Origin of the sequence: Cellulomonas sp. PSBB021 (assembly GCF_002240455.1) — a bacterium.
GTDB lineage: Bacteria > Actinomycetota > Actinomycetes > Actinomycetales > Cellulomonadaceae > Cellulomonas > Cellulomonas uda.
On record NZ_CP021430.1, the window covers coordinates 913,602 to 928,894 of the forward strand.

Consider the following 15,293-nt stretch of genomic DNA (forward strand, 5'->3'; position numbering starts at 1 on the left):
GGGCTCACAGCCAGCCGGAGCGCCGGAACGCGCGGTACAGCAGCCCGCACGCGGTGGCCATGACCGTCAGCGCGAACGGGTAGCCGAAGCGCCAGTCCAGCTCCGGCATGTACCGGAAGTTCATGCCGTAGATCCCGGCGACGAGGGTCGGCACCGTGATCATCGCCGCCCACGCGGAGATCTTGCGCATGTCCTCGTTCTGCCGCACCGACACGGTGCTCAGGTGGACGGAGAGCATCGCGTCGAGCAGCCCGTCGTGCGCGTCCAGGTGCGCGTCCACACGGTCGGACCGCTCGCGCACCCGGCGCAGCCACGCGCTCGTCGCCTCGAGGTCCCGCACCGGCCGGTCCGCGGCACGGGCCTCCTGCGCCTCGGCCTCGAGCTCGGGCAGCGCGCTCGTCATCGGGCCCAGCGCGCGGCGCGCCTCGGCGATCTCCCGCTTGAGCCCGTACACCGCTCCCAACGACGCCTCGTCGGAGTCGGCCGTCCGGGACCGGTCGGGTGTCTCGACGACGAGCTGCTCGAGCTCGGCGACCGCGTCACCGAGCCCGGCCTCCACGTCCGCCGCGCGGGTCACGAGCGTCAGGAGGATGGCGGCGAGCACCTGCCGGGTGCCCGTGTCCGGGACCGGCAGCCCGCCGCACAGCTTGTGCGCCGCGGCCCCGAGCACACCCGCCTCGCCCTGCTCCCACGCGACCACGACCCGGTCCGTGACGACGCACGTGAGCGCTCCGGTGCGGACGTCGCGGGACGCGTCCACGTACGTGGCGGTGGGGAGCGTCAGCAGGATCTCGCCCGCGTACGACCGGTTCACGTGGCCGCGCACGTGCCGACCGGAGTCGTCGAGCGGGCCCGTCGGGCTGGGCCGCAGGTCGGTCAGCGGGTGCTCGTCGAGCATCCGCAGGCCCTGCTCGCTCAGCCCGCCGCGACGGGCCTCGTCGCGCAGCGCGGTGCCGTCGGGCACGACGACCCAGGTGAGACCCGTCGCCGGTGCCTCGGGCACCGCTCGCCACCCGCGCCCGTCGCCCGTGTAGACCTGTCGCTCGCTGCTCACGGGCCGATTGTGTCGCGGACCGCACCGCGGCGCTGCGCAGCGTGCGCGTGGGCCCCGTTAGGCTGCGCTGGTGCTCACCTGGCCGGCCCCGCAGATCCCCGAGCTCCCCGGCCACGGCGGCCCCGTCCGCGTGCGCGACTCGTCCTCGGGCGAGCTCGTCGTGGCGGCGCCCGGCGAGGACGCGTCGCTGTACGTGTGCGGCATCACACCGTACGACGCGACGCACCTCGGCCACGCGGCCACGTACGTCGCGTTCGACGTGCTGGGCCGCGCGTGGCGCGACGAGGGCAAGCGCGTGCGGTACGCGTCGAACGTCACCGACGTCGACGACCCGCTCCTCGAGCGCGCGGCCGCGACGGGTGTCGACTGGCGCGCTCTCGCCGACGACCAGGTGGCCCTGTACCGCGAGGACATGACCGCGCTCGGCGTCGTCCCGCCCGACGCGTGGGCCGGCGTCGTCGAGACGATCCCCCGATCGTCGAGGCGGTCGAGAAGCTCGTCGCGGACGGCGCCGCGTACCGCGTGCCGGCCCCGGACGCGCCCGGCGAGGACGTGTACGCCGACCTGGCGTCCGACGAGCGCTTCGGCACCGTCGCGCACCTGGACGCGGCCACGATGCTCGCGCAGTTCGCCGAGCGCGGGGGAGACCCCGACCGGACCGGCAAGCGTGCGCCGCTCGACCCCCTGCTGTGGCGCGCGGCGCGCGCGGGCGAACCGTCGTGGGACGGCGGGTCGCTCGGCGCGGGCCGGCCCGGCTGGCACATCGAGTGCGCGGTCATCGCGGGGCAGGCGCTCGGCGGCTCGTTCGACGTCGAGGGCGGCGGCTCGGACCTGCTGTTCCCGCACCACGAGATGAGCACCTCGCACCTGCGCCTGCTCGAGGGCGGCACCGGCGGCCGCGTCCACGTGCACGCGGGGATGGTCGGGCTCGACGGCGAGAAGATGAGCAAGTCCCGCGGGAATCTCGTGCTCGTCTCCGCGCTGCGGGCCCGCGGCGTGGACCCGATGGCGATCCGGCTCGCGATCCTCGCGCACCGCTACCGCGACGACTGGGACTGGACCGAGGCGGGCCTCGTCGCCGCGCAGGAGCGGCTCGCCCGCTGGCGCCATGCGATGTCCGGCAACGGCGGTGTGGACGCGGCGCCCGTGCTCGACGCCGTGCGCGCGGCCGTGGCCGACGACCTCGACACCCCGCGCGCGCTGGCCGTGGTGGACGCCTGGGCCGCGCAGACGCTCGCAGGCTCCCGGGACGGGGGCGTGGGGTTCGTCGAAGGGGCCCCGGGCGTCGTCGCACGCACCGTCGACGCCCTGCTCGGCGTGCGCCTGTAGCGACCTGCCCCGCCACCCGACCGGGCCTGCCGGGCGCGACCCGACCGTCGGGTCAGGCGCTGCCCGTGCCCTTGTCGCGGCGGCGCAGGTAGCGCTCGAACTCCTCGGCGATCGCGTCGCCCGACGCCTCGGGCAGGTCGACCGTGTCCTTGGCCTCCTCGAGCTGACGGACGTACTCGCCGATCTCGCCGTCCTCGCCCGCGAGCTCGTCGACCCCGGCCTGCCACGCGGCGGCCTCGTCGGGCAGGTCACCCATCTCGATCGGCTCGCCCAGCACCTCCTCGAGGCGGCGTAGGAGCGCGAGCGTCGCCTTCGGCGACGGCGGGTGCGCGACGTAGTGCGGCACCGCCGCCCACAACGACATCGCGGCCAGACCCCGGGCACCCGCCTCGTGCTGCAGCACCCCGACGATCCCGGTCGGCCCCTCGTACGTGCTCGGCTCGACGCCGAGCAGGTCCCGCACGCCGCGGTCCTCCGACGTCGCGGTCACCGGGATGGGGCGGCTGTGCGGCACGTCGGCCAGGAGCGCGCCGACGGTCACGACGGTGTCCACCTCGAGCGTCGCGGCGATGTCGAGCAGCTCGTGGCAGTACCGGCGCCACCGCATCGACGGCTCGATGCCGTGCACGAGCACCACGCGTCGGCCCGAGCGGGGCGCGGTCGCCACGACCACCGCCGTCGTCGGCCACGTGATCTCGCGCGTGCCGTCGTCCCGCAGCGCGACGTGCGGACGGTTGACCTGGAAGTCGTGGTACTCCTCCGGGTCGAGCTCGTCGACGTGCTCCGCGTGCCACGCGTCGTGCAGGTGCTCCAACGCGTGCGTCGCGGCGCCGCCCGCGTCGTTCCAGCCCTCGAAGGCGGCGAGCAGGACCGTGCGGTCCGCGGGCAGCTCGTGGGAGTCGCTCATCCTTCCAGCGTAGGCCGCGCCGCCCCGGTGGCACGTCCGGCGTACCGCCGGAAGGGTGATGCGGGTGCGACCGAGCGCCAGGTCAGCGCCGGCGGCTGCCGGCGATCACGGGTCCCGAGAACAGCGCGATCCCGAGCATGAACCCGAAGTCGTACCAGTTGCCGTCGTTGTCGACCTCGTAGATCGACACCGTGTCGGTGAACAACGACACGATGAACGTCACCGGCAGGATCATCCCGTGCCACAGGCCCCACCAGAAGTTCGCCCCGCTCGGGCTCTGCCCGGTGTTGGCACCCGCGGCGCACGCACCCACCAGCAGCAGCACCCCTACGGCGGCGACCAGCGCCGCTCCCGACCGTCGGGTCATGGCACCCCACCTCCGTGCCCAGTGAACCGCGCGCGACGCCCCGCGTCGAGGGACCTCGTCGTCGCGCCGGCACGACACGCGGATAGGGTCGGCCACGACCGCGAGCCACCCGGACCGTTCGACCTGCTCGCGCCCGCGCCCCCCATGGAGACGACGTGACCACGCCGCGCACGACCACGCCCGCCGACCCGAGCACGTCCGGGTCGCGCCCGCTGCCGGCGGCCGTGCTGTGGGACATGGACGGCACGCTCATCGACACCGAGCCGCTGTGGATGGCCGCGGAGATCGAGCTCACGTCACGGTTCGGCGTCCCGTGGACGGCGCAGGACGCCACCGAGCTCGTCGGCTCCGCGATGGTGCACTCCGCGGGCGTGCTACGGGCGCGCGGCGTGGACCTGCCCGTCCCGACGATCGTCGACGAGCTGACCGCGTCCGTGGCGCGCGGCGTCGCGCGGCAGGTCCCGTGGCAGCCCGGCGCGCGCGACGCACTCCAGGCGCTGCGCGCCGCCGGCGTCCCGCTCGCGCTCGTCACGTCGTCCTACCGCCCGCTCGCGGACCCGTTCGCGGTCGCGGCCGGCGTGTTCGACGTCGTCGTCGCGGGTGACGACGTGACCCGTCCCAAGCCGGACCCGGAGCCCTACCTCGCGGCGGCGCGCGCGCTCGGCGTTCCCGTCGAGCGGTGCGTCGCGGTCGAGGACTCGCGCTCGGGCATCGCGTCCGCGCTCGCCTCCGGGGCGCACACCCTCGCGGTCGACGGCGTGCAGCACGTCGCCGACCGCCCCGGCCTGAGCCGCATCCGGTCCCTGCGCGACCTCACGCTGGACGTGCTGCGCGACCTGGCCGCGGGTGCCGTGCTGGAGGTCCCGCCGACCCGCTGACCGCCGGGACGGACGCGACGCGGGTCAGCCGGCCACCTCGGGGGCCACCGCATGCGGCCGCACGCCGGTGGCGCGCTCGACGGCGTCCGGGTCGACCAGCGGGGGAGTGCCGCCGTACTCGGGACAGTGCGCACGGAACGAGCACCAGTCGCACAGCCGCGAGCGGCGCGTGCGCCAGTCGTCCGCCGCGGCGGCTTCCTGGATGCCCGCCCAGATGGAACGGATGCGGGCCTCGAACGTCAGCATCTCGGGCTCGGTCGGCTCGTGCTGCAGCATCGTCCCGTCGCCCAGGTACTCGAGCTGCAGACGCTTGGGCAGCACCCCGCGTGTGCGCCACAGGACGTACGCGTAGAACCGCATCTGGAACAGCGCCGAGCTCTCGTACCCGGCGCGGGGCGACTTCCCCGTCTTGTAGTCGACGACGCGCACCCAGCCGTTGGGGGCGACGTCGACCCGGTCGACGATGCCGCGCAGCTGCGGTCCGTCCTCGAGGTCGGTGACCACGTACAGCTCGCGCTCGGTCGGCTCGAGCCGGCGCGGGTCCTCGAGCGTGAAGTACGTCGCCAGCAGGGCACGGGCGGACTCGAGCCAGCCGGCGAGAGCACCGTCGTCGGCGAACAGCTCGGCCACCTCGGGTGTGCGCTCACGCAGCAGCGCCCACTGCTCGGGCAGGAGCCCGTGCGCGGCCTCCAGCGTGCGGTCCACGGCGGGCAGGCCGAAGAGGTTCTCCAGCACCGCGTGCACGAGCGTGCCGCGCGCGGCAGCGCTGCTGGGCGGCTCGGGCAGACGGTCGACCACACGGAACCGGAACAGCAGCGGGCACTGCAGGAAGTCGCCCGCACGTGACGGCGACAGGCCCGGTCGCGTCGCGGGGCGCGCGGGGGGCGCCTCGTCGGCCGGGGCGGGCGCGGACGGGGCGAGCGACGGCGGGGCGAGCGCGGACGGAGCAGATGTCACCCGGCCAGGCTAGGTCGTGGCGCCGACAGGGCCGCACGACGCGCGGGCGGACCGCGCGCCCGGTCCGCCTAGGCTGGTGCGGTGAGCACCCCCGCACCGCCTCGTCGCACCACCCAGGGCTGGGTCATCGGGCACGTCGCGGGCGCACCCGTGATCCTCGCGCCGAGCTGGCTGCTCGCGGTCGCCGTGCTGACGGCGCTGTCGGTGCCCGCCGCCCGCGCCCTGACGGGGCTCGACGGGTCCGCGGTCTGGGTCGTCGCACTCGCGTTCGTCGTGCTGCTGTTCGTCTCCGTCTTCCTGCACGAGGTCGCGCACGGGCTCGTGGCGCGCGCCCGGGGGCAGCAGCCGCACGAGTTCGTCCTCACGCTCTGGGGCGGGCACACCGCGTTCGGCGGCGCCGCCCCGACGCCCGCGACCAACGCGCTCGTCGCGATCGTCGGGCCCGCCGTGAACCTCGCCCTGGGAGCGCTGTTCGGCGTCCTGCTGGCGCTGGACGTCGCGCCGCGCGGCACGGTCGTGTGGGCGCTGCTGTGGTCGGGCGCGGTGACGAACGGGTTCGTCGGCCTGTTCAACCTGCTGCCGGGGCTGCCGCTGGACGGCGGCCGGGTGCTCGAGGCGGTCGTCTGGGCCGTGACCGGCAGCCGGTACACCGGGACGGTCGCGGCCGGCTGGGTGGGCCGGCTCGTCGCGGCGGGCGTGGTCGTGTGGGCCCTGTGGGTGCCCGTGAGCGGCGGCGGGGGCGACGTGCTCGACGTCATGTGGGCCGTCCTCATCGGCGCGTTCCTGTGGGCGGGCGCGTCGGGCGCGATCCGTGGCGCGCGGGCCCAGCGCAACGTCGACGGTGTGACCGTCGAGTCCGTCGGGCACCGCGCCGTGACCGTGGGCCACGCCGACTCGCTCGCGCACGCGGGCTCGATGGCGGCGGCCGCCGGCGTGACCGACGTCGTCGTGCTCGCGCCCGACGGCCGCCCCGCGGCGTACGTGGACCGCGCCGCGGCCGCGAGCGTGCCGCCGCAGGCCGCGGGCACGACGCCGGTGACCGCGGTGAGCGTCCCGCTCCCCGTCGGCGCGACGGTCGACGGCACGCTCGTCGGGCAGGAGCTCCTGCGGGACCTCGCGCGCGCCACGCGGCTGTCGCCCGTCGTCGTCGCGCTCGTCGACGGCCGCGTCACCAGCCTGCTGCACGCGAACGAGGTCGTCGCCGCGATCCGTGCGTGACGTGACGTCCCGCTGCGCGACCCCGCGCACCTAGACTCGACCGCCGTGACCACGACCCCCGCGCCCTCCGCCCCCGCCCCTCGGCCGACGGGTGCCGACCTGCGCCGCGGGCCGTTCCGCACCGGCGACCGCGTGCAGCTCACCGACCCGCGCGGCCGGCTGCACACCATCACGCTCGCGCCGGACGCGACGTTCCACACCCACAAGGGCTACTTCCGGCACGACGAGCTGATCGGCAGCCCCGAGGGCTCGGTCGTCGTGAGCAGCGGCGGGGTCGAGTACCTCGCCCTGCGCCCGCTGCTCGCGGACCACGTGCTCTCGATGCCGCGTGGCGCCGCGGTGGTCTACCCCAAGGACGCGGGGCAGATCGTCACGATGGCGGACATCTACCCGGGTGCGACGGTCGTCGAGGCCGGCGTCGGCTCGGGCGCCCTGACGATGTCGCTGCTGCGCGCCGTCGGGGACGGCGGCTCGCTGCACTCGATCGAGCGCCGCGAGGACTTCGCGGACATCGCGCGCGGCAACGTCGAAGGGTTCTTCGGCGGGCCGCACCCCGCCTGGCAGCTGTCCATCGGGGACCTCGCGGACGTCCTGCCGCAGGTCGCGGAGCCCGGCAGCGTCGACCGTGTCGTGCTCGACATGCTCGCCCCGTGGGAGAACCTGGCGGCCGTCGCGGACGCGCTCGCACCCGGTGGCGTGCTCGTCTGCTACGTCGCGACGACGACGCAGCTGTCGCGGCTCGCGGAGGACGTGCGCGCCGACGGGCGCTACACCGAGCCGTCGGCGTGGGAGTCGATGGTGCGCGGGTGGCACCTCGAGGGCCTCGCGGTGCGTCCCGAGCACCGCATGATCGGGCACACCGGGTTCCTGCTCACGACGCGCCGGCTCGCCGACGGTGTGGACGCGCCGCTGCGCAAGCGCCGCCCGGCCAAGGGCTCCTACCCGGTCGCGGAGGACGGTGCGCCCGTCGAGGACCCCGCGCTCTGGACGCCCGACGCGCTCGGCGAGCGGGAGACCTCGGCGAAGAAGGTGCGGCGCGCCCAGCGCGACGCGCACCCCGAGCGCCCGCGCCCCTGACGGCGCGTCCCGCTCGGTGTCGGTTACGTCACGGGATGCGGACACGGCCGCATTCGGCCTGCCACGGGCACAGACTGGTGGTTAGGGTGGCGACCCCACGGCAGGTACGCCAGCCGAGGCACGACGCGAGGAGGCCGACATGACCGAACCGGCACCGACGGGACGAGACCTGCAGCGCGAGCTCGCGCTGCTGGCGGCCAAGAACGAGCGTCTCTCGGACGCCCTTCTGGCCGCGCGCGAGCAGATCGTCGAGCTCAAGCGTCAGGTGGACGACCTCGCCAAGCCCCCGGGCACGTACGCCGTGTTCCTCGGCGCCCGCCGGGACGGCTCGGTCGACGTGATCTCCGCCGGGCGCAAGATGCACGTGGGCGCGAGCCCCGCGGTCGACCTCACGCGGCTGCGGCCCGGCCAGGAGGTCATGCTCAACGAGGCGCTCACCGTCGTCGAGGCGGGCGGGTACGAGAACGTGGGCGAGATCGTCACGGTCAAGGAGCTGCTCGGCCAGGGCCGCGCGCTCGTCGTGGGGCGTGGTGACGAGGAGCGCGTGGTGCGCTTCGCCGGGCAGGTGTCCGACGCGGGCGTGCGCGTGGGCGACGCGCTGACGATCGACTCGCGCAGCGGGTTCGTGTTCGAGGTGATCCCGCGGGCCGAGGTCGAGGAGCTCGTCCTCGAGGAGGTCCCGGACATCGAGTACGAGGACATCGGAGGGCTCGGGCCGCAGATCGAGGCGATCAAGGACGCCGTGGAGCTGCCGTTCCTGCACCCGAGCTGTTCCGCGAGCACGGCCTGCGTCCGCCGAAGGGCGTGCTGCTGTACGGCCCCCCGGGGTGCGGCAAGACGCTCATCGCGAAGGCCGTCGCGCACTCGCTGGCCGCGACGGCGGCGCGGGCTCGCGGCGAGGAGGGGCAGGAGGCGAAGAGCTACTTCCTCAACGTCAAGGGTCCCGAGCTGCTGAACAAGTACGTCGGCGAGACGGAGCGGCACATCCGCCTGATCTTCGCCCGCGCCCGCGAGAAGGCGTCGCAGGGGCACCCGGTCGTCGTGTTCTTCGACGAGATGGAGTCGCTGTTCCGCACGCGCGGCACGGGTGTGTCGTCCGACGTGGAGACGACGATCGTGCCGCAGCTGCTCGCCGAGATCGACGGCGTCGAGCGGCTCGAGAACGTCATCGTCATCGGCGCCTCGAACCGCGAGGACATGATCGACCCCGCGATCCTGCGGCCGGGCCGCCTGGACGTGAAGATCAAGATCGAGCGGCCGGACGCGGAGGGCGCCAAGGAGATCTTCTCCAAGTACCTGACGCCCGACCTGCCGATCCACCCCGAGGACCTGGCCGAGCACGGCGACTCCAAGGCGGCCGCGGTCGAGGCGATGGTCGCGCGCGTCGTCGAGCGCATGTACTCCGAGTCCGACGAGAACCGGTTCCTCGAGGTCACGTACGCCTCGGGCGACAAGGAGGTCCTGTACTTCAAGGACTTCAACTCGGGCGCGATGATCCAGAACGTCGTGGACCGCGCCAAGAAGCAGGCGATCAAGGACCTGCTCGCGACGGGCCAGCGGGGGATCCGGGTCGAGCACCTCCTGGCGGCGTGCGTCGACGAGTTCAAGGAGAACGAGGACCTGCCGAACACGACGAACCCCGACGACTGGGCGCGCATCTCCGGCAAGAAGGGCGAGCGCATCGTCTTCATCCGGACGATCGTGCAGGGCAAGAAGGGCACGGACGGCTCGCGCACGATCGAGACGGTCACCAGCACGGGGCAGTACCTCTAGGCGAGCGGGTCTCGCACGGCGCCCGGCCGGGCGGCCCGGTCCGCGGACCAGGTCGTCCGGCCGGCGCGCGCCGTCCTAGGGTGGGCGGCGTGACCGTGCGCCGCGTGATGGGGATCGAGACCGAGTACGGCGTGCTGCAGCCGGGCAAGCCCATGGCCAACCCGATGCTCCTGTCGAGCCACGTCGTCGCGGTGCACGCCGCGGCGCGCGGGGCCGGCCGCACCAAGGCGCGCTGGGACTACGACGACGAGGACCCGCTCATGGACGCGCGCGGGTTCCACCTGCAGCGCGCCGCGGCGCACCCCTCGCTGCTCACGGACGACCCGGCGCGTCCGGCGCCGTCGGGGGACGGGCCCCAGGAGCTCGAACGGCCCGAGGTCGAGGAGTACGAGGACCCGGGCGCGGCGAACGTCATCCTCTCGAACGGCGCCCGCCTGTACGTCGACCACGCGCACCCCGAGTACTCCTCGCCCGAGGTCACCAACCCGCGCGACGCGGTCGTGTGGGACCGCGCGGGTGAGCAGGTCATGCTCGCGTCGGTGCGCGCGCTCGCGTCGGTCCCGGCGCTGCCCGACGTCGCGCTGTACAAGAACAACGTCGACGGCAAGGGCGCGACGTACGGCACGCACGAGAACTACCTCGTCGACCGCGCGGTGCCGTTCGTGGACCTCGCGGCGCGTCTCATCCCGTTCTTCGTGACCCGGCAGGTGTTCACCGGGGCGGGCCGCGTCGGCATCGGGCAGCGGGGCGAGCGCGCGGGCTTCCAGCTGTCGCAGCGCGCGGACTACGTCGAGGCCGAGATCGGCCTGGAGACGACGCTGCGCCGCCCGATCGTCAACACGCGCGACGAGCCGCACGCGGACCCGACGCGTTGGCGCCGCCTGCACGTGATCGTCGGGGACGCGACGATGCTCGAGGCCGCGACGTACGTGCGGCTGGGCACGACGTCGCTGGTGCTGTGGCTGGTCGAGCGCGCGGTCGCCGAGGGCGGCGCGGGCGGGGCGCTCGCGGCGGTCGACCGGCTGGCGCTGCGGGACCCGGTCGCGGCGGTGCACCAGGTCAGCCACGACACGACGCTGACCGCGCGCGTCGAGCTCGCGGACGGACGCCGGCTCACCGCGCTCGAGGTGCAGCGCGAGTACCTCGGTGCGGTGCGCACGGCGCTCGACCACGTGGGCGCACCGCTCGACGACGACACGCGTGACGTGCTCACGCGCTGGGAGTCGCTGCTCGACCGGCTCGGGACGGACCCGTCGTCGTGCGCGCGCGAGGTCGAGTGGCTGGCCAAGGTGAGGCTGCTCGAGGGCATGCGCCGGCGCGAGGACCTGCCCTGGGACCACCCCCGGCTCGCCGCGGTCGACCTGCAGTGGTCGGACGTGCGCCCCGAGCGCGGGCTGTACCACCGGTTGCGCGCGGCGGGCGCGGTCGAGGTGCTGGTGACGCCGCAGGAGGTCGAGCGTGCGGTCGCGCACGCCCCGACGGACACGCGCGCGTTCTTCCGAGGCGAGGCGGTCGCGCGGTACGGCGACCAGGTCTCGGCCGCGTCCTGGGACTCCGTCGTGTTCGACGTGCCGGGTGCGCCGACGCTCCAGCGGGTCCCGATGCGCGACCCGCTGCGCGGCACTCAGGCGCACGTGGGCGCGCTGCTCGACGCGAGCCCGGACGCGGCGTCGCTGCTGGCGGCCCTCGGCGCCTGAGCGCCGCGTCGCGGTCGGTCAGCGCAGGCGAGCCACGTAGCGGGTCGCCTCGCGCGCGTCGCGCAGCCGTCGCTCGTACGTCACGCCCACGACCGTGAGCGCGACGCCCCGACGAACAGCAGCGGCCACCAGCCGACGTGCGACACGACGGACGCACCCGCGGCGACGAGCTGCAGCGCGACCTCGGCCGCGAGCACGACGCCGCCGACCACGAGGGGCGCCTGCAGCCGCCGGCTCGCGCCGAGCAGCACGGCCGCGACCCCGCCGAGGACGACGACACCCCACCGCCACGGGGCGGGGGCCACCTGCAGACCGACGAGCGCGGGCGCCAGGACGAGCGCGCACGGGCCGCCGAGCGCGGGCCAGGACCGCGCTCGCTCGTCGTGCGCGAGCCACGTGCCGCCGACGCAGCCCGCGAGCAGCCCCCCGACCGCGAGGACGCCGTCGACGGGCAGCGGCCCCGCGCCGGCCACGCCGGCGAGAGTGGCGAGCCCGAGCAGCGTGAGTCCCTGCGCGGTCGCGACGGCACGTCCCCGGCGGACGCCGACGAGCGCGAGCGCGGTGCCGAGCGCCGCGACCACCACCAGGCGCAGGACCGCGACCGGCGTCACGGCGTCGGCCAGGGCCGTGGCGGCGACGACCAGGCTCGGCCAGGTCGCGACGAGGACGGTGGCCCACGCACCGGCGAGCACGGCGGGACGCGGTGCGCCCGCGCGGTGCCCCGCGAACGCCGCGAGGCCGAGCGCGAGCGCCGCGCCCAGGCCCCAGACCTCCGCGCCCCCGCCCTCGGCGAGCGCCGTGGCGGCGCGCCGCACGGGCCCGAGCACGACGAGCAGCGCGACGCAGCCCGCGAGCGTGCGCGCCGCGGTGCGTGCACCCGTGGCGCCGCGCGCGAGGTGGCACGCGAGCGCGGCGACCCCCGCGAGCGCGAGCGTCAGCCACGCGGTGCGGTCCAGGCGCACGGACCCCACGACCACGGGGTCCGGCACGAGCGCGGGCGGCAGCCCGACCAGCAGGACGCCGGCGGCGAGGAGCGCGGCGCCCGAGCGCGTGTCCTCGCCGGGACGCGTCGGCGTGTGCCGCTGCACGCGACGCAGCCGGCGGGCTCCCACGCCGACGAGCACGAGGCCCAGCGGCGCGGCGTAGGCCTCGGGGACGCCGACCTCGCGCGCCACGAGTCCGGTCCAGGACGCGACCACGGCCAGTCCCAGCGCCCACCACCGCAGCGGACGCCGGTCGGGTGCGAGGGCGACGACACCGGCCGTCGCGGCGAGGAGCGCGAGCTCGAGCGTGACGACGCCCCGGGTCGGTGCCGAGAGCAGCGCGAGCGCCGCGACCACCGCGCCGCTGACCTCGACCGCCAGCCGGAAGCCGATCCGCCCACCGTCCAGCGCCCGCGCGACGAGCGCCCCGGCGCACGCGAGCACGCACACGACGAGCGAGGTCGTGCCGCGGCCGGGCGTGCCTGCGGCGAGGTGGGCGGCGACCACCGCGGCGGACGCGGCGGGCAGGACGAGCGTCGCGGCGGCGACCCGGGGCAGCGCGCCGACGCGGCCGCGGCCCAGCGCGGCGAGGGCGAGCGCCTGCACCGCGGCGACCGCGGGCAGGACGACGAACGGGGCGCGCGCGCCCTCGTCGGGCCACGACGCGAACGCGGCGAGCCAGGTGAGTCCCTGGACGGTCGCGGCGACGGGGAGCAGCGCCGCGCGGTGGGGGCGCGGGACGGCACGCAGCAGCACGAGGGTCACGACGACCACGCCCAGGAGGGTCGCCGCGACGAGCGCCGCGTCGCGAGCGTCGGCCCCGCCGAGTCGCAGGGCCGTCGCGGCGGCTCCCGTCGCGAGCAGGGCCGTGACGCACGAGACCGCGGCGCGTACGACGCGCCCGCCGGCCCGCGCGACCACGGTGACGACGACCGCCGAGCTGAGCAGGGCGACGAGGAGCGCGGCCAGCCCGGCGTCGCGCTCGCCGGACGTCCCCGCACCCGCGGCACCGGGCAGCGCCGCGACGAGCGCCGCGGACGCCGCGACCACGGCGAGCGTGCGGGTGTGGGTGCGCCAGGGGCGCGGCAGCGGGACGACGAGCGCGACGAGAGCGAGGGCGACGAACCCACCGACCGCGCTCTGGACGTCGTCGGCGAGCAGCGCGACACCCTCGAGCGCCGCCACGCACGTCAGTGCGGCCGCGACGTGCCGCAGCGGGCGTGCGATCCGCACGCCGAGCGCGGCGGCGAGCAGCACCGTGCTCAGCATCGTCACCGCGGCGGACGCGACGGAGCCGTCGGTGAACCGCGTGGGGTCGAGCACGGCCGCCGTGGCCGCGACCGCGAGCACGCCGCACTCCGGCACGGCCAGCACACCCGCGGTCACCGCGGCCGCGACCGCGGCGACGGTCGCCGTCGGGACGACCCGGGCCGCCGTGGCGCCGGTACCGGGCGCGGGTTGCTCGGCAGGTGCCCGCACGGCCGACGGCAGGACGTCCGCCCGCAGCACGGCCACCGCCAGGACGGCCACGACGCCGACGGCCGCAGCGGCCGGTGCCGACCACACGACCACCGACCCCGAGACCGCGGGGACGGCGACCGCGGCCGAGAGCGCCGCGAGCGCGCCCGACGCGCCGGCCCAGGCACGTGCCGGGGTGCCGCGGGTCAGGACGGCCTGCGCGGCGAGCGCGACGAGGCACGCGAGCACGAGCGCGCTGACCAGCGCGCCACCCGCGGCGCCACCGCCGTGCGCGGCGGACCGCAGCGCGACCAGCTGGACGACGGCGAGCAGCGAGGCGAGCGCGACGGCGGCGCCCGAGAGCACGCGACGCTCGGCGACCCGCGCCCGGACCGTCGGCAGGTGTCGCGCGGACGTGAGCGCGAACGCCAGCAGCAGCGCGCCGAGCGCCCCCGCGGCCGTGCGGGAGGCCGCGGCGAGCGGCAGGGGAGCGGCCGGCACGAGGAGCGCCGCGGCGACGGTCGCGCTGCGCAGGTCGGCGCGCGCGCCGTAGAGCGCGAGAACGGCGCCGCACGCGAGCAGCCCGAGCCCGCCGACGAGCCACCCGGGAGCCGTACCGAGCAGTCCCGTGGCCCACACCGCCCACACGTCGAGCGTGAGCAGCGCCGAACCGAGGGCGCCGACCGCCTCGGCCGAGACCCGCAGCCCGCGTCGGCGCAGCACGACCGCGAGGGTCAGGACGCCCGCGGTGCCGAGCGCGACGACGCCCGCACGTGCTGCGAGGGTCAGCAGGTCCCAGGTGAACACGAGGAACACGAGGCTCGCGACCGCGAGCAGCGCCGCACCGAGCGTGACCAGCACGGTCTGCACGGGCCATGCGGCGCGCGTCGGCCGCGGCGGGTGGGCGGGCGGCGCGGGTCGAGCGGCAGGGGGCGGCGGAGGGGCGACCGTGCGGGGGCCGTCCGGGACGCGGTACGGCTCGCCCGGGCTCGGCACCGGGCCGTGGACGCGCGCCTCGACCGCGGCGCCGGTGGGCACCGCGCCGGCGCGCCGCACGCCGTCGACCACGGTGCGCTGATGGGCGAGCGCCGCGGCGGCCGCTCGGGACGCCTCCCACACGGTGGCGCCGGCCGCGCCCGCCAGGTCGAGACCGCACCCCGGGCATCGGGCTCCCGCGAGCCCGCTCCCGCACCCGGGGCAGCGGGACGGGTCGAGCAGCAGGTGGCGAGCCTGCGCGAGCACGTCGGCACGCGGTCGGGGCACGGGCGGCTGGGTCATGGCGGGCATCATGACAGCAGTCGTCGGCGCCGGGCGCGTCTCGCGCACGCGTCACCCGGGGCAGTCGCCTCCGGCTTGGGCCTAGGGTGGGCGCAGGAGCACCAAGCGACGCCGAGGAGGTCCTCATGGCAGGTCAGGAGCGGATCAACCCGCGCCGGGACGACGACGAGCCGGTCGACGACGCGCCCGAGCCGGTCGCACCCGCCGCGCAGGGCCGGGACGCCGAGGTCGACGCGCTGCTCGACGAGATCGACGACGTGCTCGAGCAGAACGCGGAGCAGTTCGTGCGGGGCTTCGTCCAGAAGGGTGGTCAGTGA

10 protein-coding genes and 2 pseudogenes are annotated in these 15,293 nt (G+C 76.1%); 7 read left to right on the forward strand and 5 right to left on the reverse strand.

What is annotated here, in order from left to right; all coding sequences use genetic code 11:
* Positions 1-4: 4 nt before the first annotated feature.
* A complete protein-coding gene (locus CBP52_RS04105) occupies positions 5-1,054 on the reverse strand; it encodes a magnesium and cobalt transport protein CorA (RefSeq protein ID WP_157732493.1) in 1,050 nt (349 codons plus the stop codon).
* Positions 1,055-1,124: 70 nt separating this feature from the next.
* Between CBP52_RS04105 and mshC the strand changes: the two are divergent.
* Positions 1,125-2,383: pseudogene (mshC, locus tag CBP52_RS04110) on the forward strand (cysteine--1-D-myo-inosityl 2-amino-2-deoxy-alpha-D-glucopyranoside ligase).
* 52 nt (positions 2,384-2,435) lie between these two features.
* Here mshC and CBP52_RS04115 read toward each other — a convergent pair.
* Together CBP52_RS04115 and CBP52_RS04120 are read right to left on the reverse strand one after the other, a co-directional pair.
* On the reverse strand, positions 2,436-3,290 hold the full coding sequence (locus CBP52_RS04115; RefSeq protein WP_094179935.1) for a PAC2 family protein: 855 nt from the start codon (positions 3,288-3,290) through the stop codon (positions 2,436-2,438).
* 82 nt (positions 3,291-3,372) lie between these two features.
* Positions 3,373-3,657 (reverse strand): hypothetical protein, encoded by a 285-nt coding sequence (locus CBP52_RS04120; protein WP_094179936.1) that lies wholly within the window; start codon positions 3,655-3,657, stop codon positions 3,373-3,375.
* Positions 3,658-3,812: 155 nt separating this feature from the next.
* Between CBP52_RS04120 and CBP52_RS04125 the strand changes: the two genes are divergently transcribed.
* Positions 3,813-4,535, forward strand: a complete 723-nt coding sequence (locus CBP52_RS04125) for an HAD family phosphatase (RefSeq protein ID WP_232514650.1) — start codon at positions 3,813-3,815, stop codon at positions 4,533-4,535.
* Between the two features lie 24 nt (positions 4,536-4,559).
* On the opposite strand, the gene CBP52_RS04130 is transcribed toward CBP52_RS04125, so the two are convergent.
* Positions 4,560-5,492 (reverse strand): PD-(D/E)XK nuclease family protein, encoded by a 933-nt coding sequence (locus CBP52_RS04130; RefSeq protein WP_094179937.1) that lies wholly within the window; start codon positions 5,490-5,492, stop codon positions 4,560-4,562.
* Positions 5,493-5,573: 81 nt separating this feature from the next.
* Here CBP52_RS04130 and CBP52_RS04135 point away from each other — a divergent pair, with 81 nt between their 5' ends.
* The 4 genes and pseudogenes from CBP52_RS04135 (at position 5,574) to dop (ending at position 11,257) form a co-directional block, all read left to right on the forward strand.
* Positions 5,574-6,710 carry a site-2 protease family protein gene (locus CBP52_RS04135; RefSeq protein WP_094179938.1) on the forward strand — a complete coding sequence of 379 codons (1,137 nt, stop codon included), beginning with the start codon at positions 5,574-5,576 and terminating at the stop codon, positions 6,708-6,710.
* Between the two features lie 45 nt (positions 6,711-6,755).
* Positions 6,756-7,787 (forward strand): tRNA (adenine-N1)-methyltransferase, encoded by a 1,032-nt coding sequence (locus CBP52_RS04140; RefSeq protein WP_141319125.1) that lies wholly within the window; start codon positions 6,756-6,758, stop codon positions 7,785-7,787.
* Between the two features lie 139 nt (positions 7,788-7,926).
* A pseudogene (gene arc / locus CBP52_RS04145) lies at positions 7,927-9,560 on the forward strand (proteasome ATPase).
* A gap of 89 nt (positions 9,561-9,649) precedes the next feature.
* Positions 9,650-11,257, forward strand: a complete 1,608-nt coding sequence (dop, locus tag CBP52_RS04150) for a depupylase/deamidase Dop (RefSeq protein WP_094182138.1) — start codon at positions 9,650-9,652, stop codon at positions 11,255-11,257.
* An 80-nt stretch (positions 11,258-11,337) separates the two neighbouring features.
* On the opposite strand, the gene CBP52_RS04155 is transcribed toward dop, so the two are convergent.
* Entirely contained in the window at positions 11,338-14,976 is a 3,639-nt protein-coding gene (locus CBP52_RS04155; protein WP_157732494.1) for an SCO7613 C-terminal domain-containing membrane protein, read from the reverse strand.
* Between the two features lie 125 nt (positions 14,977-15,101).
* Between CBP52_RS04155 and CBP52_RS04160 the strand changes: the two genes are divergently transcribed.
* Positions 15,102-15,293, forward strand: coding sequence for a ubiquitin-like protein Pup (locus CBP52_RS04160; RefSeq protein ID WP_094179941.1), 192 nt, complete (start codon positions 15,102-15,104; stop codon positions 15,291-15,293).

Excerpts from the sequence above, each read along its gene's own strand:
- CBP52_RS04115 (WP_094179935.1), bottom strand. The coding sequence starts at position 3,290 with ATGAGCGACTCCCACGAGCTGCCCGCGGACCGCACGGTCCTGCTCGCC.
- CBP52_RS04120 (WP_094179936.1), bottom strand. The coding sequence starts at position 3,657 with ATGACCCGACGGTCGGGAGCGGCGCTGGTCGCCGCCGTAGGGGTGCTG.
- CBP52_RS04155 (WP_157732494.1), bottom strand. The coding sequence starts at position 14,976 with ATGACCCAGCCGCCCGTGCCCCGACCGCGTGCCGACGTGCTCGCGCAG.
- CBP52_RS04160 (WP_094179941.1), top strand. The coding sequence starts at position 15,102 with ATGGCAGGTCAGGAGCGGATCAACCCGCGCCGGGACGACGACGAGCCG.